This window comes from Geothrix fuzhouensis, from assembly GCF_024609325.1.
Classification (GTDB): Bacteria; Acidobacteriota; Holophagae; order Holophagales; family Holophagaceae; genus Geothrix; species Geothrix fuzhouensis.
On sequence record NZ_JANHMQ010000001.1, the window covers coordinates 905,699 to 922,864 of the forward strand.

Here is a 17,166-nt window from a genome sequence, read left to right on the forward strand (position 1 = left end):
TCCGGGCCTGGGGAAGAGTCCAGCCTATCAGATCGTCTCCCGGCGCCCGGTCAGGGGAGCCTGCTCAAGTGGCGGATGAGCTCGGCATTGGCGGGCGGAATGGGCAGCTTGACCATTTCCCTCAGCGTGAACCAACCCCAGGCCAGTTCCGTGCGAGGTCGCCCCGGCCCTTCACAAAGGAAGGGGTGGAGCCGCACGGCACCTTCCAATACCGGCAGCGCTGTGGCCTCCCCGAGGTCCATGCCCACTTCCTCCAGGAGTTCCCGGCGAAGCGCTGCGAGAGGTGTCTCGGAAGGTTCCACCTTGCCGCCCGGGAATTCCCAGAGGCCTGGCAACACGGGATTCGTCGCGCCCCGGCGCTGGAGGAAGTAGCGCCCCTCCTCGCGGATCAAGGCCAGGGCAACCTCGATCATGCGAGGCCTTCCTGGTTCGCGAACTGGGCCAGCCTGTCCGCGTAGCGACGACGCAGGGTCTCCACCCACACCAGCTTCAAGCGACCGTAAGCTGGCCGCAGATCGGTGACCACCCAGGCCTGCAGTTCCGCCACGCTGCCGCAGCGGTCCAGGCTGTGGTGCAGTGCCTCGCGCAAGTCCTCGTCCACCCGCTGAAGGGCGGCCACCGGCGCGTAGCTGATGCGGTGGATGGAGGAGACTCCCAGTTCTGCGATCCGGGCGCGATGCAGGGCCGTGCCGTAGCCTTTGTGCTGACCGAACCCATAGCCCGGATGCTGCTCCTCCATGGCGATCATGAGGGCGTCCCGATGCGCCTTGGCCAGGATGCTGGCAGCCCCGATGGCGCAGCTGATGGCATCTCCGTCCACCACCAGACGCTCCAGCAGGCCCGTCCTCGGCCCACGGTTGCCATCAATGAACAGGATGCGCGGCCGGACTGCCAGGTCCTTCACGGCTTGCCGCATGGCCATCATCGTGGCCTCCAGGATGTTCTCCCGGTCGATGGCCAGGGAATCCACTTCGGCGATGGCGTAGGCCGGCAAGATGGCCTTCAACTCTGCCGCCAGGACTTCGCGCTTTTCTGGCGTCAGCTGCTTGCTGTCCCGGACGCCCCTCAGCACATGGCGCCATCGGCGCACGGTCTCCACATCCAGCACCGCGCAGGCAGCCACCACGGGGCCGGCCCACGCGCCCCTGCCGGCTTCGTCCACCCCCCCCCAGGCCATGCCCGGAGACACGTTGCCCAGATCCCAATCCAGGGGGTTCATCGGGTCATCCAAGAGAAGCCCCGACCCAGCATCAACCTGCCGGCTTGTTGGAGACTTTCAAAATCGAAACTGTCCATGCGCCCAAGGTACCGCGAATTTGGCTGAGCCCAACTGGGATACACTGCGGACATTCAAGGTCCATAGTCACCGATAACCCGCCCACAGGGCGGATGAAGGCCTGCCCTCCATCCTCACGCATTCACGGATACCCCATGAGATCCATCGCCTCGTTCCTCCTTCCCATCCTGCTCCTCGGCCCCTCCCTCCGGGCCCAGGAGACCTCGCTTGCCCCGGCCATCAAGGCTCGAGTCACCGAGGCCAGCTTCGAGGTGGTGGTGCTCCGCCCTGATCCGGCCAAGGACCCCGTTTCCTACGAGAAGGACCTGCCCTGGGACCTGGTGCCCTTCAACATCCGCAATGACCGCTACATCTCCATCGGCACCGCCTTCGCCGTTTCGAAGACGGAACTGGTGACCGCGCACCATGTCTTCCAGCCCGTCCACGCCTCCATGGGCTACCAGACCTGCTTCATCCGGGACGCCAAGCAGCATGTCTGGGAGGTGGACCAGATCCTTGCCCTCGATGAGCAGCGGGATGTGATCAAGTTCACGGTCAAGGGCCGGACGTTCGACCGGTGGCTCGAACTTCGGCCTGGCTTTCAGGTCAACGAGACCGTGTTCACCGTGGGCAATGCCTATGGTGAGGGCCTCGTGATCCGTCCCGGCGAAGTGATCGGCACGCTGCCTGAACCCATGAGCGGCGCCTGGAACCTGCTGAAAAGCAGCGCCGGCGTGAACCCCGGGAATTCAGGCGGTCCGCTGGTGGACCCGCAGGGCCGTGTGGTGGGTCTGGTCCAGGGGAAGAAGGACAACATCTGCTACTCCCTGCCCACCGAGGAGCTCAAGGCCGTGAAGGCCAATACCGCGGCCTTCTTCAACAAGATGAGCTTCGCCTTCGCGCTGTTCCCGGAGAACTCGAAGGCCCTCGACCGGGTGTTCAGCCTGCCCCTGCCCCGCCCCTACACGGACCTCCGCAAGGTCCTCGCGGCCCGGGAGTCGGTGTTCTACACGCAGTCGATGGACGACCTCTTCAAGAGCCTCGGTACCGAACTGTTCCCCGGCGGCGAGGCCAGCGAAGCGGCCATCGGCGACATCCCCAACAGCGCTGATCCCGAAGTCATCTTTCGCGATAAGACCACCAAGACCTGGAGTTTTTCCGGTCTGGAATTCAAGAGCAACGAACTCCCGAAGAACGGCCGCCTGCGGTACGCCCAGGCCAACGGGGTATACCTCTTCAGGATCCGCCGCCCGGATAATGTCAGTCTCGGCGACCTCCTGGGCAAACCGAAGGTCTCCATGGATCTCCTGCTCAAGGGCGCCCAGGTCACGCGCACCGTCGGCGGCCAGGACATCCGAGTGACCTCGTTCGGCGAGCCCTATCAAGTCAAGCCTTACACGGATCGCTTTGGGCGGCCCTGGCAGCAGGCCATCTGGTTCACGCCCTATGACGACGGCACCATCCTCACCTACACCACCCTCGTCCCCTCGGGTGTGGTGATGGCCGTCAAGTTCGTGGACTCCTCCGCCCTCATGCCCTGGCTCTACGACATGGAGAAGTTCCTGGATTACACCTATGTTCCCTACGGCGGCAGGCTCAGCGACTGGGTGGAATACCTCCAGCACCGCAGCCAGCTCCCCTTCGCGCTCCGGGACATGGCCTTCGATTTCAAAGAAGGCAAATCCCTTCGGCTCCAGGCCCTCTGGGCGAAACTGAACCTTGATCCTTCCCAGGTCGACCTGTCACCCAAGGCCTTCCTCATCCTGAACATGGGCTTCTCCCGGAAGGGACAGGATGTCACCTGGGATCTCCGCCGCCTGAGCATCTCGGAGGACGAGGAGGACAACTACTTCGTCGTGCTCAAGCACATCCATCCCACGCCGGGCATGCCGGAAAGCGACCAGAAGCGGTGGAAGGAGATCGCCAAGCAGCGCCACCCCTACACTCAGCGCACTTTCGAGGAGGAGGGCGCCAGCCGGATCGCAGCGGTGCACCCCGCCTTCCTCAAACCGGGTGTGCCCCCTGCCGAAGGCCCGGACCTGTTCACCCTCTATCTGGCCCGGGTGGGCAAAGTCGACGACCAGGAGATGCAGACCCGGATCCAGGCTTTGCTCCGGGCCATCACTCCCGCCACCGGAGCCCAGGCACCGCAGGTGCTGCAGGCCCACGCGCCAACCCTGCCCACAGCCGCCCGCTGAAGCCAACCCAATCCATCAAAGGCTCCCCGGCGATCAGCCAGGGGAGCCTGAGTCGGGCCACCTCAGCACCGGAGTGATTCCCAGGCGATCTGCCAGGTCAACTCGGATCAAGACCGAGCTTGGCGCTGCAGGGCAGCGTCAAGCGACAAGGCCTGACCAGGTTGAAGCCAGCTAGCACTTCAGGGATTCCCAGGCGATGAGCCAGGTATCCATCACTCCTCTGAAATGGCTTCTCGGCGGCCCCGGAAGGTAGATGGCCCGGATGGGCACATGGGCCCACCGCAGCTTCCAATCCGAAGCCTTCATGGCAATCTCCATCTCGATCGCGAACCCGGTCGAGCGGAGATCCAACCGGTCCAGCACTTTCTTGCGGATCAGGCGGAAGCCGCTCTGGCTGTCCTCCCAAGTCACGCCGGCGATGCGGCCCAGGGTCCAGGTGCCCAGCGCGTTGGTGCGCCAACGTTTGGCCGGGATCTTCGCCCGATCCTGGAACCGGGAGCCGATGACAAAGTCGGCATCAGGGTGAGTGGCAAGGTGATCAAGGAACTGCTGCAGGTCTGCCGGATCATGCTGGCCATCCGCGTCCAGGAACAGGTAGAAGTCAAAATCATCGGGGCGGAGGCGCGCGATCCCGGCCCGCATGGCCTGGCCCTTGCCGCCACCCTGACCGGGTTCCAGACGCAACACCTCGGCGCCATGGGAGGCGGCCACAGCCCCTGTGCGATCCGTGGAACCGTCATCCACCACCAACACACGATGGAGGTCGAAGGACTTCAATCCCCCCAGCACCGGCCCGATATGATCCGCCTCGTCGCGGGCGGCAAGAATCGCGGCGATCCTCACCGGCGCCCGCCCCGCTGCCCTGGCGCGGAGGGGAAAGGCTGGCCATAGGACGCGGCAAAGGCGGCCTTCTGCACGGCCCCGGCCCGGGGATCCACCTTCAGCCAGTAGGTGCGTTCTGGACTTTCGACCACCGGCACTTCCACCGCGAAGACTCGTCCACGGTCGGAGGCCAACACGATCACCTTCCCGCCGGGGCCTGGTTCCGCAAGGCCACGCTGAACTTCAGCGGCGGTCGTGGTGCGCCACCCGTCCACGGCAACGACCTCCATGCCGAAGCTGAGGCCTACCTTGGCCGCAGGGCTGTCCGGAATGACGTTCTGGATGGTGGGGCCGTTGGAAGCCATCACCAGGCCCGTCCAGGCCTTGGCCCGCCGCTGAATGGCAGGGTCTTTCGCCTCTTCTGGAGCGAGCGCTTCCCAAGGCGCCGTGGCTTCCATCGCCAGGCCGAAGGCCCGGCGCAGGTGGGTGGCGTCCAGCTCCACACGACCGGAGAGGTAGGCCTCCCAGAACGGCTCAGGATCCCGGCCTGAAAGGTCCAGGAAGGCCCTACGCACATCCGCATCGGTGAGTCCGTGCTCGCCATGCCGGGCCCAGAGCAGTGCGAAGAGGTCCACCAGCCCGGTCTTCCCCCGACTGCCTTCGCGGAGGGCCGCATCCATGAGCCAGGCCACCATCTCGCCCTTGTCGTAGTAGCTGACCGAGCTGTTGGGGCTGAACTCGTGCTGCTTGTAGAAGCGGATCCAGGCATCCCAGCTGGATTCCTCCAGGCTCTGCTCCAGGCGGCCGGGGCGCTGCACCTGCTCGCTCCAGCACTTGGCCAGCTCCTTCGAGCTATGACTCCAGGGCACCACACCGGCTCGCAGCGCGATCACATGCTCCATATAGGAGGTGAGCCCCTCGTGGAACCAGAGCATCTTCGTGGGATTCTCGCGGCTGTAGTCGAAGGGTCCCAGTACGGGATCGTGCAGGCGCTTCACGTTCCAGGCGTGGAAGAACTCGTGGGCCACCAGGCGGTACAGGGCGTGGTAGCCATCGGGCTTGTCGAAGGCGTGGCTGTCCGCGATGAGGCTGGTGCAGTCCTTGTGCTCCAAGCCGCCGCGCAGCTTGGGGGTGAAGGTGAAGAAGAAGACGTACCGCTTGAAGGGGAAGCCGCCAAAGATGGCACCCGCGGCCTCGACGATCTTCCGGGTAGCTTCGGCCATGCGGCCCTCGTCACCGTTATGCCGGCCGGTGAACACCAACCCAAAGACCGTCCCCCCAGTCCTGAAGCTCCGGGTCCGGAATGCGCCCAACTCGAAGGGTGAATCCACGAGCGTGTCGAAGTCCTTCGCCAGGTGGGCGCCTTGTTTCCACGGCAGGGCGGAGGCCACCTTCCAATCCGCGGGAAAGTTCTCGAAGCGCACTTCCACAGGCCGGTCCAGCTGGCCTTCCAAATAGAGGAAGGTGGCCGCCGGGATGATCTGGGCGTGGGCAGCATCCACATGGTTGGTGCGCACGGTGAGGTCGTTCCCGTACACGCGGTAGCGGAGCGTGAGGTCCCGCTTGGAGTCCGGCACCTGCCAGCGCTGCTTGTCCAGTTTCTCCAGGGGGCGTTCTTTTCGCCCGTCCTGGATGCGCACCCGGTCCACGAAGCGCGCATAGTCGCGCACCAAGTACGACCCCGGGGTCCAGGCGGCCATCGCGACTACCGCCCCGGAGGTCAAGGCCTCCGCGGGAAGCGTCAGTTCCACTTCGAAGAGATGCTGGGACAGATCCAGCGGACGGAGAACGGCCCGGATCGGGGCGAGCTTGGCCATGGCGTTTTTCCCTGAATCTCTCAGCCTTGCACGCCGTGGAGCCAGCGGCGAGCCACCCATCGCACCTCGTCCCCCGTGATCTGGTACTGCGGATCCCGGAGCTTCTCTTCAATGAGGGCACCCACCAGGGAGGTGAACAACAGCACCTCCTTGCGCGCCTGCTCCAGACCCGTGCCGAAGACGTGGTTCATGTAGAGCCCCAGCGGGCTCAAGCCCTTCTCCACGAGGGGCATGAGGTCGCGGAAGCCCGAATCCGGTGAGGGCACGGCAATGGAGCGCAGGATGAACCCGGTGAATTCCTGGCTCTCCAGGAGCAGGTCGAGGTAGGCCTGAACCAGCTTCACACTGGCCTCATCGATGGCCTTCGCCCCTCGGATGGGGGTCGCCAGGAAGGGCTCGACCAGGGCCTGGATGCGCACCGCCATGGCCGAGAGCGACACGAGGCAGAGCTGGCGGAAAAGGCCCTCCTTGCTGCCGAAGTGGTAATAGAGGGTGGGCTTCGAAACACCGGCCTCCTCTGCCACCTCCTTCACCTGCACGCCGTCATAGCCCTTGGCCGCGAAGTGGGAGAGCGCAGACAGAAGCAGACGGGCCTTGAGGTCGCCCCCTTCGCTGAGGCGCGCCAACGCCTGGTGGAAGCTCGCGCCGGCATGGGCCCCGAGCACGTCGGGCCCGAAGACCGGCACCATCTCTTTGAGACCATGGTCAGGAACAGTGGACATAGGCTGCCTCGGAGGACACTCCAGGATGCCATGGCCTACCAGCGGTCAGAAGACCCAATGGACGGCAGATCTCTATTCAAAAGACCTAGTGGACCGCAGATTTCCAGGGCTGGTCCCGGATCGTCTCCGCTTCCCGGTCCAGCCACCAGTCCAGGCGCTGCTGGGCGACTTCGCGACCGTGCCGCTCCTCCGCCAACCTCCGGTAGATCTGGGCATGGCCCGCCTCGCAGTGCTCAAGCTCCAGCAGGAAGGCCAGCCAGGGGGCGCATCCCAGGGTCGGGTGCACCTGCGCGGCCTGCTCCAACAGCCAGAGGCGCTCGCAGCTGCGGGCCTCGATGATCGCGGCGATCAGCAACTGGTCCAGCAGGCCCTTGGAAGCCAGACGGTGGAGGGCCTGCGCGTAGTGGTTCCCCCGGTCGGGAAGCAGGGTCCAGCCGAAGCCCTGGAGGCCTTCCAGCACGCGCCGGTAGTGGTCCAGTTCCTCGTCCGCCAACTTGGCCAGCAAACCCGAGGCGTGGGCCATGTCGCCCAGGTGTCGGGCCAGATTCAGGGCCGTGAGGGCCGCCTTCTTTTCGCAGTGGGCGTGGTCCGACAACAGGGCCTCTGGATCCGCCAGTGCCGCCTCGGCCCAGGCGACCGGGGTCTGAGTCCGGAGGGCCAGCGGCGGCATGAAGGTCGTCATGGCTGTGCTCCCGAGAGGCCGTTCAATCCGAGGGCGCAGGCGATGACCACTCCGCCGGCGGCCAGTCTCGGCCAATCCACGACTTCATGGAACACCAGACCCGAGGCCAGGATGGCCAGGGGGATCTTCATGTTGTTGAAGATGGCCAGGGTGCCGATATCCGTCCGGCGGGCCCCTGCGTTGAAAAGGAAGAAGCCCAGCCCCGAGGCCACCACACCCAGGTAGACCAGCACCGCCCATTGGCGCGGAGTCATGGCGAGCACCTTGGCCCAGGGGATGGAGGGTGCCGCCATGGCCACGGCCACCACGGAGGCACCGAGGTAGAGCAGACCCATGAGGTCGCGATCCCGCTTCCCGGAGGCCGGGGCCAAGCGCCGGTAGAGGACCTGGCCCAGGGCGAAGCAGAGGTTCGCCCCCTGCATCAGCAGGAACCCCAGGAGGAACCCCCTCCGCCCCAGCCCTGACCAGACGCAGATGCCCGTCCCCACCACCGCCAGGGCCGCGGTGGCCAGGAACAGCCAGGAAATCCTGCCTCGCATGAGATCCGCCGTGAGCGTCACGAACAGGGGCGTGAAGATGGTGAACAGCGCCACCTCCGAGGACTGCAGCCAGTGGAAGGAGGCGATGTAGAACAAGTACATGAGGCCGAACTGCAGGGCACCGATGCCAGCGAAGGCCAACACCTGCTGCCGGGACAGCCCCTCTACGTCCAGGAAGGGCAGGAACACCAGGGCCGCCAAGAGGCTTCGGGCCGCCGTCACGAAAGGGGCTCCCAGATGGCTCACCTGGGCCGTGAGGCCGAAGGACAGGGCCCAGATGACCGAGACGATGAGCAGCAGGGACATGACGCTCCGCAGAGGGTCGAGGGTTTCAATCGAGGCTTCGCCCCAGTTTCAGGAAGATCTCGCGCCAAGGTTCCGGCAGGACTTCTGCGTCCCTGGCGATGGTGGCCTCGTCACCACGGACAAAGGGTCCCGTGCGTCCAGAAGGGCCCCGGGCCGCTACGTTCCGCAGAGTTGCCTCCGCCAGCGGAAGCAGGCCCCGGCCGGGCAAGGCCACGCCCTTGGCGCGCAGAAGGGCCTCGGCCCCCAGCCATAGCGTGGCGGCGTGGCCCGAAGTGAGCACCGCCGCGGCGTGGTAAAGCGGCTTCAACTCGGCGGGCAGGTCGAAGGCTGCGAAGCCCAAATCACCGAAGGCCCGACGTAACAGATCGGGCACCGCTCCGGTGAGGGCCAAGGGCGTGTCCATCCAGTCCCGGGCCACACCATCAAAGCTGGTAAGGGGGTGAGCGCATGGCACGCCGGGCAGATGCAGGCTGCCGGCCAGGTGCACGCAGCGCCCGGGGAAGGCCGAAGCCAGGTCGGCCACCGCCCGGTCCGGCACGGCGAGGAGCACCAGCCCCTCCGGCCGGGCGCCATGTTCCAGCAACTGCACGCGCGAACCCCAGGCCGCCGCCAGCGCGCGACCGGCACGGCCGCGACCCAGGATGGTGAACTCAGGAGGCATGGGGATAGTGTGGCGCAAAACAGTCCTCTGTCTTCAGTCCAGACTCCGGACTCCGGACTCAATTCCCTTAGACTTGGGCCATGCCTCCCCCCTCCCCAGTCCCATGGGCCCTGCCGCCTGACATCCCATGGCCACGGTTTTTCCGGATGCTGCGGCATCCCGACCCCCCCCGTGGCTGGCTGGAATCTGCGGCAGCGCTACCGGAGTTGCGGAAGCGCCCGCTCCTGTTGCGCTGGATCGCCCAGCATCCCAAGGCCACGGCTCACCTGCGGGCGGAGCTTATGGCCCGTCTGCCCTGGCGGGCCCTGGCAGCGGTGGCGGTGGATGCGGGGGCGCATCCCCAGGCACGTCAGCAGGCCACGGAAAAACTGCAGCAGCTCTGGGCCATCATGACCATGGGTGAGCGCCGCAGCTTGGCCCTGCACGCGCCCCGGCCACTCTGGACCCTGGTATGGCGGAGCCCTGACACCCGGGTGCTGGCCACCTTCCTCCAGAATCCGAAGCTGGGTCTGGAAGCCTTGACGGCCCTCATCCAGCCGCCCCTCCGCCCTGCCCAGGCCGAGGCCCTGGCCGCCTCCCGCTGGCGCGAGACCGGGCCCGTGGCGGACCAGGTATTGCGGGCCCTGGACCGCAGCCTCGCCCTTCCCGATTCAGGCCTGGCTCTGGGTCATGCCGCCCCCTGGATCAAGGCCATGGATGAAGAGGCCCGCATCCTCGCCGCCAGCCGGATCCTGACGCCCGCCCTGCGGCGGATGGTGCATCCGCGGCGGGAATCGGGGAGCTAATCAGCCTTCGAGCTCGCGCCAGTTGCTTGGTCACTCGAAGATCTTCTCTTCGGGCGCGTCGGCGTTTTCCGCATCCGCCTCCACATCGCGGCCGGGCAGGGGCGCTTTGAGGAACTCGCGGTAGAACTCGTGCTGGATGACGAGGTCCATGATCTCGTTGGTGCCCGTCCAGATGAGGATGAGCCGGATGTCGCGGAGCAGGCGCTCCAGCGGGTAGACATTGGTGTAGCCGATGCCGCCCAGCACCTGCATGGCGTGGTTCACCACGGTCCAGGCTGTGTCCGTGGCGAACTTCTTGGACTCGGACACCATGCGGCGGACGCGCCCCGGGGCGAGGCCGCCGTGGTCGATGGCGCGGCCCGTCTCCCGGCACAGGGCGCGGGCCGCCTCGAGCTGCGTGAGGGACTCGGCAATCTTGAAGGAGACGCCCTCGAACCGCCGGATCTCCTGGCCGAAGGCCTTGCGCTTGGCCGCGTAGCGCGCGGCGATCTCCAATCCCGCGCGGGCCATGCCCAGGGCGCCGCCCGCGCTGGTCATGCGCTCGGGGATCATCATCTGGTCGAAGACCGCGGCACCCTGCCCGATGCCCGCTTGGCCGCCGAGGACATTGGCTAAAGGCACCCGGCAGTTCCGGAACCGGAGTCGGCCGGTGCCGCCGCCCCGGGTGCCCATGAGGCCGTAGACGTGCTCCACGGTCACGCCCTCGCCCCGGTCCACGAGGAAGGCCGTGATGGACTGGCGGGGATCGCCGTCCTCCGAGGTGCGGGCGTAGACCAGGAAGAAGTCCGCCCCTTCGGCGCCCACCACGAACCGCTTCTGGCCTTCGAGGAGGAAAGCATCCCCGTCCCGGACGGCGCGGGTGGCGGCCCCGAAGAAGTCCGATCCGCCCCGGGGCTCCGTCAGGGCTTCCGCCGGCGCAAGCCGTCCCGCGATCATGGGCGCCAGGTAGCGGCGCCGCTGCTCCTCGGTTCCGAAGTGGACCAGCGCCTCGCCCACGATGGACACCAGCGAGTAGAGGCACCCGAGCGACGTGCCCAGGACCCCGACTTCCTCGAGGGCGGCCAGCTCGGCGGTCCAGGGAAGCGCGCGGCCCCCGTAAGCCTCCGGGAACCGCAGTCCGAGGATCCGCCGCCGTCCGGCATCCACGAGGAAATCCTTGGGATACCGCACCCGCTCCGCGTCCATGTCCAGCAGGAGCTCCCGGGGCACGGCCTTGACGAAGGCCCGGACTTCCTCCCGCAGACCTCGGGTCCGCTCATCCAGCAGATCGGCCGGGAAGGTGGTCATGGTGCCTCCGGCCTTTTCAGCAGCGCTTCAGCACTTCGGCCACGCAGCGCTCAATCCCCACCCACACATCGCTCAGCCGCGCGTCGTCGAACATGTAGGCCGGCGTGGTGACGAGCTTGCAAGCCTCGTCGATGACGATCTCCCGCGAATTGGGCGTGTCCTTGTGATGCTGGCCCAGCTGGTTGACAGCCGCGGCACAGCCCGCATCGTTGCCCAGGGTGAGGTTCGCCGAAGCCCTGCGGGAGAGCGCCAGGGCCACCAGGGCCGGAGCGATGCAGATGGCGCCCACCGGTTTCTTCGCGTCGAAGAAGGCCCGCACGAAGGCGGCCACGTCCGGCCGCACATCGGCTTCGGCGCCCTTGAAGGCGAAGCTGCAGTGGTTCTTGGCCACGCCGTAGCCGCCGGGCATCACCAGGGCGTCGTAGTCGCCCGCCTTGGCCTGGGCGAGATCCAGGCACTGGCCCACCCGGGCGATGCGGCTGGACTCCTCCAGGACGTTGCGGGTGGCGCCCGGAACGGGCTGGCCCGTGACGTGGTTGATGACGTGGTGCTGGTCCGCGTTGGGCGCGATGCACTGGAAGGCCGCGCCATGCTGGTCCAGGGCCAGCAGCGTGAGCACCGCCTCGCGCACCTCCGCGCCGTCCAGGTGGCCGCAGCCGGCCAGCAACACCGCGACCTTGGGGGTCTGAGCCATGGGAGCCTCCTGATGAATGGGTCGATTATCCACCGAGGGGCAAGCGCCGGCGGCAGTTCGTCTACCCTTGTCGAATGCGCCTGTCCTCCCGCCTGCCACACGGCTTCGAGCCGAATGCCCTGACGGCGGCGCTGGCGCGCCTGCGCCGGGAGGGGCGCGCGGTGCTTGACCTGACCGGGTCGAACCCCACTCGCTGTGGGTTTGTCTATCCCGAGGCCGAGATTTGCGGGGCCCTGTCTGGGCCCACCGTGCTCAGCTACGATCCCGATCCGCAGGGCGCACGGAGCGCCCGCGAAGCCATCGCGGCCTATCACGGCCACAACCTTCGGGCCGATGACCTGCTGCTCACGGCCTCCACCAGCGAGGGCTACGGCCTGCTCTTCAAGCTGCTGGGCGACCCCGGCGACGAGGTGCTGGTGCCCAGCCCCAGCTATCCGCTCTTCGACTGGCTGGCGCGCCTGGAGGGCCTGCACGCCACGCCTGTGCCTTCGTACTTCCACGACCGCTGGCACCTCGATCTAGGGGCCCTCGAAGCGGCGGTAGGCCCACGCACCCGGGCCATCGTGGTGGTGAACCCCAACAATCCCACAGGACATTTCCTGTCGACCACCGAGTGGACAGGACTCACGAGCCTCTGCGCCAAGAGCGGTCTGGCCCTCATCGTGGATGAAGTCTTCGCGGACTACGCCCTGGAACCGCCCGCCGACCGCCTGCCGACCGCCTTGCTTGATCTTGAACCGCCCTGCCCGGTCTTCCTGCTGTCAGGCCTCAGCAAGGTGGCGGCCCTGCCTCAGCTCAAGCTCGGCTGGATCGCGGTGCGCGGCCCCGAGGCAGCGGAGCACCGGGAGGCCCTGGCCTTCCTCGCGGACCAGTACCTGTCCGTGTCCGCCCCCGTGCAAGCCGCCGCCCCTACTTTGCTGGCCCTGGCGCCTGGAATCCGCGAACAAGTGCTGACCCGCCTGCGGGCCAACCTCGCCACCCTGGATGCCGCGCTGGCCGCCCAACTCCGACTTTCCCGGCTGCCGGTGGAAGGCGGCTGGTCCGTCCTGCTCCGTCGCGCTGCGGTGGATGGGGATGAGGTCTGCGCCCTGCGACTGCTCGAGCAAGGCTCAACGCTGGTGCATCCGGGCTCCTTCTTCGATCTTCCCGGCGACGGCCACCTGGTGCTGAGCCTTCTCACACCGGAAGAAACCTTCCAGGATGGGCTGGTCCGCACCTTCCCCTACCTCTGACCGACCTGCATAATCACCGGGACCCCATGAGCGCCCTCGCCTCCTGCCCCAGCTGCGGTGCCTCCCTGAGCTTCCGGCCTGGGACCATGGTGGCTGTCTGCTCCTACTGCAAGGCCCTGGCCGCCCGCCGGGACCGGGATCCCGAGCTCATCGGCAAAGTGGGGGATCTGGTGGATACAGGCTCCCCGCTGGGCCTCGGGGCTACGGGACGCTACACCGGGCGCTCGTTCACCCTCGCGGGCCGGGTGCAGCTGAAGCATCCCCTGGGTGGCGTCTGGGACGAGTGGTACCTGGCTCTGGACGATGGCCGCTGGGGCTGGCTGGCAGAGGCCCAAGGCCGCTTCTACCTGACCTTCACCCAGACGCCCCATGGGACGCTGCCGGCACCCGCCGAGCTGCAGGTGGGCGGTCTCGCGGACCTGGGGCCTGATGGCCTCTGGACCGTGGGCGAGCTCAGCGAAGCCGCCTTCCACAGCGCCGAGGGCGAGATCCCCTGGGCGGTGGAACCCGGCGCCACCTACCGCTACGCGGACCTGTCAGGCCGCGACGGGGCCTTCGCAACCCTGGATTATGGCGAGGAGCCACCCCTCTTTTTCCTGGGTCGCGAGGTCTCGCTGGCTGACCTCGGCATCCAGGGCGGCACCCGGAAGCCACCCAAGGTGGGCACTCAGAGTCTCAACTGCCCCAAGTGCGGCGGGGCTTTGGCCCTTCACGCGCCGGACCAGACTCTGCGCGTGGGGTGTCCCAACTGCGGCAGCCTGCTTTCGGCGGAAGGGGGCAAGCTCGCCTTCCTCAAGAGCCTGAACCAGCCCCGCCAGGACGTGGTGATCCCCCTGGGCGCGGCAGGCACCCTGCTCGGCGAGCCCGTCACCTGCATCGGTCAGCTGAGGCGCAGCTGCAAGGTCGAAGGGACGGACTATCCCTGGAACGAATACCTGCTGCTGGACAGCCACCATGGCTTCCAGTGGCTGGTGCAAAGTGACGGCCACTGGAGCCAGGCTGTCGCCGTGGCCCCGGGCGAAGTCCCCCAGGTGCGCGACGGGCAGAAGAATCTCTGGGCCCAGGGCCACAACTGGCGACGGTTCCAGGATGTGGAGGTCGTCGTCGAGGGTGTGTGGGGTGAGTTCTACTGGGCTGTCGAACAGGGTGAGCGGGTTGAGGTGTCGGAGTTTGTGGCCCCGCCTCGCAGCTTCACCCGAGAGCGCCAGGCCCATGCAGGCGGGGGCGGCGAGGTGAACTGGAGCCTCTCCACCTATCTGGAACCGGGCGAGGTCTGGTCTGCTTTCAAGCTCCAGGGCGCGGCTCCAGAGCCCGCCGGCATCGCCTCCTTCCAGCCCAATCCCCACAGAACCGCCCTGGCGAAATCCACCCTCTGGCTCGTGGGAGCCTTGGGCCTGCTGCTGGTCCTGGTGATGGTGGAGTCCATCACCCACCGCAACACAGAGCTGTTCCACCGGCAGCTGGACCTCTACAACATGGCACGGCTCCAACCTGGAGAAGCGGACTCAGCCCGCCGGGGCATTCCCGCACGGAGGCCCGCGCCCGCCCAGGCTCCTGCCGGTCTGGCCGCCGAGGTCCAGGAACCCGTCTTCTTTTCGGATCCCATCGAGATCAAGGGCGGCCACCAGAACCTGGCCGTCACGCTCAGCGCCCCGGTCAACAATAGCTGGATTGGTCTGGATGGGGCTCTCGTGAGCGAGACCACGGGTGTGGCCGAACTCTTCCTGGTGGAGTCGAGTTGGTATCACGGCGTCGATGGCGGCGAGTCCTGGTCCGAAGGCGATCAGGCCCAGACCGTCTTTCTCAGCGCCGTTCCGGCCGGCAGCTATGTCTTGCGCCTGGCTCCCCAATGGGATGGGAAGGTGCCGCCCGTCAGGGTCATTGATGTCCGGCTCCGCCAAGGGGTGATGCGGTGGCTGTACCCGGGGCTCGCCCTGCTGGCCATCCTCCTGGTGCCTCTGCTCATGCTGTTCCGGATGATGGCATTCGAAAGCCGCCGTTGGCAGGAGAGCATGTACGCGCCGAACGTGGGCGCCTCGGGGAGTGACGACTGATGCGGATCCTCTACCTGCTCTTCCTCGGCGGCGGCTTCAGCTTGATGGTCGCCAATGGCTTCCTCGGGCGGGAGTTCTTCGGCAACCGACGCCGCGCCGATCTGCCGCCCAGCGTGCGCCAGACCCCAGGCGCCTACCGCACCTTCCTGCACAACAACGGATTCCACGGAGGCAAGTGATGATCACCAACCAGCTGCTTCACCAACTCTTCCTCGCCGCCGTCTTCTCCATCCTGGGCCTCGTCATTCTCGGCGTGGTCTGGCTCGTGCTTGTGAAGATCCTGCCCTTCTCCCTCCGGAAGGAGATGGAGGACGATCAGAACATCGCCCTCGGCATCGTGCTGGGCAGCATCATCCTGGGCATCAGCCTGATCATCGCCGCCGCGATCCATGGGTGAGCCTGGTCAGTCCCTGCGAAGGACAACCGATCACCGCCAAGACACCAAGGAAAGACGGATCCCATGCCTGTCTTGGCAGCTTGGCGCCTTGACGATGAGTCCCTTCTCCGTGGACCTCAAGCATGCCTGAATCTTTGGAATCACCCACGCCCACGCTGAAGGCGCCGCTGCTGTTCATCAGCGTGCTGCTCATCGCCAGCTGTGGGCTGATCTACGAATTGGTGGCCGGCACCTTGTCGAGCTACCTGCTGGGCGACTCGGTCATGCAGTTCTCCACGGTGATCGGGGTGTACCTCAGCGCCATGGGCCTGGGGTCGTACCTCTCGAAGTTCATCCAGCGGGGCCTGGCGCGGCGCTTCGTGGATCTGGAACTGGGCGTGGCCCTGGTAGGCGGCTTTTCGGCACCCATTCTCTTCCAGGCCTTCGCCCACACCCACGCTTTCCGGGTGGTGCTGTACGGCGTGGTGATGGCGGTGGGCACGCTGGTGGGCCTGGAGATCCCCATTCTCATGCGCATCCTCAAGAACCAGGTGCGCTTCAAGGACCTCATCGCAGGCGTGCTCACCCTCGACTACATGGGCGCCCTCTTCGCCTCCATCCTCTTTCCCCTGCTCTTCATGCCCAAGCTGGGCCTGGTGCGCACCAGCCTCCTCTTCGGCCTGCTGAACGCCACCGTGGGCCTGTGGTGCACCTACCTGCTGGCCTCGCAGCTGGGTCCCACCCGACTGATCCGGCTGCGCTGCCTCGCCGTCATGGCCCTGCTGGCCGTGGGCCTGGTGTTCGCGGGAAAATTCACACTGGTACTGGAAGAGGAAGTCTTCGCCGACGAGATCGTCTACGCCAAGGACAGCCCCTACCAGCGCATCGTGCTCACCCGGGGCCGGGGCAGCTTCCAGCTCTTCCTCAACGGCAACCTGCAGTTCTCGTCCGCGGATGAATACCGCTACCACGAAGCGCTGGTGCACCCCGCCTTCTCTCTGCGACCGGACGCGAAGCGTGTGCTCATCTGTGGTGGCGGCGACGGGCTTGCCGTGCGCGAGGTACTGAAGCACGCCTCGGTCCAGGAGATCGTTTTGGTGGATCTGGATCCGGCCATGACCGACATGGCCCTACGCCAACCCATGGTGCGCGAGCTCAACGGTGCAGCCCTGGAAGATCCCCGCGTGAAGGTGATCAACGCCGACGCCATGGTCTGGCTCCAGGAAACCACGGGCCCGCCCTTTGACATCGCCTTCGTGGACTTCCCCGACCCCAACACCTACGCCTTGGGGAAGCTCTACACGTCCCGCTTTTACCGTTTGCTCCAGCGCCGTCTCACCGACGATGCCATGGTTGCTGTGCAGAGCACCTCGCCCCTCATGGCGCGGGAATCCTTCTGGTGCATCGCGACCACCATGGAGGCCGCAGGCTTCAAGGTGCATCCCTACCACCTGGCCGTGCCCTCCTTCGGCGTCTGGGGCTTCGCCCTGGCCTCGAAGCGTGATTTCGCCATCCCCACGCACGTGCTGCCGGGGCTGCGCCACCTGTCGGATGAGGCCACCGCCGCCATGTTCGCCTTCCCAAGGGACATGGACCGTGTGCCAACAGAAGTGAACCGTCTCGACAACCAGGTGCTCGTTCACCTCTACGCCCGGGAGTGGCGGCGGTGGTCGTGAGAAATGGGAACCGCAGATGACGCAGATGGAAAAACAAGC

At 66.5% G+C, this 17,166-nt stretch carries 17 protein-coding genes; 7 read left to right on the forward strand and 10 right to left on the reverse strand.

Features of this window, described 5'->3' with window-relative positions; all coding sequences use genetic code 11:
• Positions 1–50: 50 nt before the first annotated feature.
• Together NOV74_RS04190 and rnhB are read right to left on the reverse strand one after the other, a co-directional pair.
• Entirely contained in the window at positions 51–413 is a 363-nt protein-coding gene (locus NOV74_RS04190) for an NUDIX domain-containing protein (RefSeq protein ID WP_257309535.1), read from the reverse strand.
• The gene (rnhB, locus tag NOV74_RS04195) at positions 410–1,219 is read right to left on the reverse strand and encodes a ribonuclease HII (protein ID WP_257309537.1); all 810 of its coding nucleotides are present in this window, start codon (positions 1,217–1,219) and stop codon (positions 410–412) included. The genes NOV74_RS04190 and rnhB overlap by 4 nt, the downstream gene beginning before the upstream one ends.
• Positions 1,220–1,431: 212 nt before the next feature.
• On the opposite strand from rnhB, the gene NOV74_RS04200 reads away from it, so the two are divergent.
• A complete protein-coding gene (locus NOV74_RS04200) occupies positions 1,432–3,474 on the forward strand; it encodes a S1 family peptidase (RefSeq protein ID WP_257309539.1) in 2,043 nt (680 codons plus the stop codon).
• A gap of 171 nt (positions 3,475–3,645) precedes the next feature.
• Here the strand turns inward: NOV74_RS04200 and NOV74_RS04205 are convergent, their stop codons facing one another.
• The 6 genes from NOV74_RS04205 to NOV74_RS04230 form a co-directional block, all read right to left on the reverse strand.
• Entirely contained in the window at positions 3,646–4,317 is a 672-nt protein-coding gene (locus NOV74_RS04205) for a glycosyltransferase family 2 protein (protein WP_257309540.1), read from the reverse strand.
• Positions 4,314–6,113 (reverse strand): M61 family metallopeptidase, encoded by a 1,800-nt coding sequence (locus tag NOV74_RS04210; RefSeq protein ID WP_257309541.1) that lies wholly within the window; start codon positions 6,111–6,113, stop codon positions 4,314–4,316. The genes NOV74_RS04205 and NOV74_RS04210 overlap by 4 nt, the downstream gene beginning before the upstream one ends.
• Positions 6,114–6,133: 20 nt before the next feature.
• Positions 6,134–6,835: a TetR/AcrR family transcriptional regulator gene (locus tag NOV74_RS04215; RefSeq protein WP_257309543.1), complete on the reverse strand. Its 702-nt coding sequence runs from the start codon at positions 6,833–6,835 to the stop codon at positions 6,134–6,136.
• An 85-nt stretch (positions 6,836–6,920) separates the two neighbouring features.
• Positions 6,921–7,517 carry a tRNA isopentenyl-2-thiomethyl-A-37 hydroxylase MiaE gene (gene miaE, locus NOV74_RS04220; RefSeq protein ID WP_257309545.1) on the reverse strand — a complete coding sequence of 199 codons (597 nt, stop codon included), beginning with the start codon at positions 7,515–7,517 and terminating at the stop codon, positions 6,921–6,923.
• Positions 7,514–8,362, reverse strand: a complete 849-nt coding sequence (locus NOV74_RS04225) for an EamA family transporter (protein ID WP_257309547.1) — start codon at positions 8,360–8,362, stop codon at positions 7,514–7,516. The genes miaE and NOV74_RS04225 overlap by 4 nt, the downstream gene beginning before the upstream one ends.
• Positions 8,363–8,387: 25 nt before the next feature.
• Entirely contained in the window at positions 8,388–9,041 is a 654-nt protein-coding gene (locus NOV74_RS04230; RefSeq protein WP_257309548.1) for a DUF2520 domain-containing protein, read from the reverse strand.
• A gap of 128 nt (positions 9,042–9,169) precedes the next feature.
• Here NOV74_RS04230 and NOV74_RS04235 point away from each other — a divergent pair, with 128 nt between their 5' ends.
• Positions 9,170–9,808, forward strand: coding sequence for a hypothetical protein (locus tag NOV74_RS04235; protein ID WP_257309549.1), 639 nt, complete (start codon positions 9,170–9,172; stop codon positions 9,806–9,808).
• A 30-nt stretch (positions 9,809–9,838) separates the two neighbouring features.
• Here NOV74_RS04235 and NOV74_RS04240 read toward each other — a convergent pair whose 3' ends face one another.
• Together NOV74_RS04240 and elbB are read right to left on the reverse strand one after the other, a co-directional pair.
• Positions 9,839–11,095 (reverse strand): acyl-CoA dehydrogenase family protein, encoded by a 1,257-nt coding sequence (locus tag NOV74_RS04240; protein WP_257309550.1) that lies wholly within the window; start codon positions 11,093–11,095, stop codon positions 9,839–9,841.
• 16 nt (positions 11,096–11,111) lie between these two features.
• Positions 11,112–11,789, reverse strand: a complete 678-nt coding sequence (elbB, locus tag NOV74_RS04245; protein ID WP_257309552.1) for an isoprenoid biosynthesis glyoxalase ElbB — start codon at positions 11,787–11,789, stop codon at positions 11,112–11,114.
• Between the two features lie 74 nt (positions 11,790–11,863).
• On the opposite strand from elbB, the gene NOV74_RS04250 reads away from it, so the two are divergent.
• The 5 genes from NOV74_RS04250 to NOV74_RS04270 all read left to right on the forward strand — a co-directional run bounded on the left by NOV74_RS04250 (position 11,864) and on the right by NOV74_RS04270 (position 17,127).
• Entirely contained in the window at positions 11,864–13,021 is a 1,158-nt protein-coding gene (locus tag NOV74_RS04250; protein ID WP_257309554.1) for a pyridoxal phosphate-dependent aminotransferase, read from the forward strand.
• Positions 13,022–13,047: 26 nt separating this feature from the next.
• Positions 13,048–15,075, forward strand: a complete 2,028-nt coding sequence (locus NOV74_RS04255) for a DUF4178 domain-containing protein (RefSeq protein WP_257309556.1) — start codon at positions 13,048–13,050, stop codon at positions 15,073–15,075.
• On the forward strand, positions 15,075–15,254 hold the full coding sequence (locus NOV74_RS04260; protein ID WP_243300654.1) for a hypothetical protein: 180 nt from the start codon (positions 15,075–15,077) through the stop codon (positions 15,252–15,254). The genes NOV74_RS04255 and NOV74_RS04260 overlap by 1 nt, the downstream gene beginning before the upstream one ends.
• Positions 15,254–15,472 carry a DUF350 domain-containing protein gene (locus tag NOV74_RS04265; protein ID WP_257309557.1) on the forward strand — a complete coding sequence of 73 codons (219 nt, stop codon included), beginning with the start codon at positions 15,254–15,256 and terminating at the stop codon, positions 15,470–15,472. Before NOV74_RS04260 ends, NOV74_RS04265 begins: the two co-directional genes overlap by 1 nt.
• A gap of 122 nt (positions 15,473–15,594) precedes the next feature.
• Complete coding sequence (locus tag NOV74_RS04270) at positions 15,595–17,127, forward strand: polyamine aminopropyltransferase (protein WP_257309558.1); 1,533 nt, start codon at positions 15,595–15,597, stop codon at positions 17,125–17,127.
• Positions 17,128–17,166: the final 39 nt, after the last annotated feature.

Coding starts and splice junctions, on each gene's coding strand:
- NOV74_RS04190 (WP_257309535.1), bottom strand. CDS start 413: ATGATCGAGGTTGCCCTGGCCTTGATCCGCGAGGAGGGGCGCTACTTC.
- rnhB (WP_257309537.1), bottom strand. CDS start 1,219: ATGAACCCCCTGGATTGGGATCTGGGCAACGTGTCTCCGGGCATGGCC.
- NOV74_RS04200 (WP_257309539.1), top strand. CDS start 1,432: ATGAGATCCATCGCCTCGTTCCTCCTTCCCATCCTGCTCCTCGGCCCC.
- NOV74_RS04210 (WP_257309541.1), bottom strand. CDS start 6,113: ATGGCCAAGCTCGCCCCGATCCGGGCCGTTCTCCGTCCGCTGGATCTG.
- NOV74_RS04215 (WP_257309543.1), bottom strand. CDS start 6,835: ATGTCCACTGTTCCTGACCATGGTCTCAAAGAGATGGTGCCGGTCTTC.
- miaE (WP_257309545.1), bottom strand. CDS start 7,517: ATGACGACCTTCATGCCGCCGCTGGCCCTCCGGACTCAGACCCCGGTC.
- NOV74_RS04225 (WP_257309547.1), bottom strand. CDS start 8,362: ATGTCCCTGCTGCTCATCGTCTCGGTCATCTGGGCCCTGTCCTTCGGC.
- NOV74_RS04235 (WP_257309549.1), top strand. CDS start 9,170: ATGCTGCGGCATCCCGACCCCCCCCGTGGCTGGCTGGAATCTGCGGCA.
- NOV74_RS04240 (WP_257309550.1), bottom strand. CDS start 11,095: ATGACCACCTTCCCGGCCGATCTGCTGGATGAGCGGACCCGAGGTCTG.
- elbB (WP_257309552.1), bottom strand. CDS start 11,789: ATGGCTCAGACCCCCAAGGTCGCGGTGTTGCTGGCCGGCTGCGGCCAC.
- NOV74_RS04250 (WP_257309554.1), top strand. CDS start 11,864: ATGCGCCTGTCCTCCCGCCTGCCACACGGCTTCGAGCCGAATGCCCTG.
- NOV74_RS04255 (WP_257309556.1), top strand. CDS start 13,048: ATGAGCGCCCTCGCCTCCTGCCCCAGCTGCGGTGCCTCCCTGAGCTTC.
- NOV74_RS04260 (WP_243300654.1), top strand. CDS start 15,075: ATGCGGATCCTCTACCTGCTCTTCCTCGGCGGCGGCTTCAGCTTGATG.
- NOV74_RS04265 (WP_257309557.1), top strand. CDS start 15,254: ATGATCACCAACCAGCTGCTTCACCAACTCTTCCTCGCCGCCGTCTTC.
- NOV74_RS04270 (WP_257309558.1), top strand. CDS start 15,595: ATGCCTGAATCTTTGGAATCACCCACGCCCACGCTGAAGGCGCCGCTG.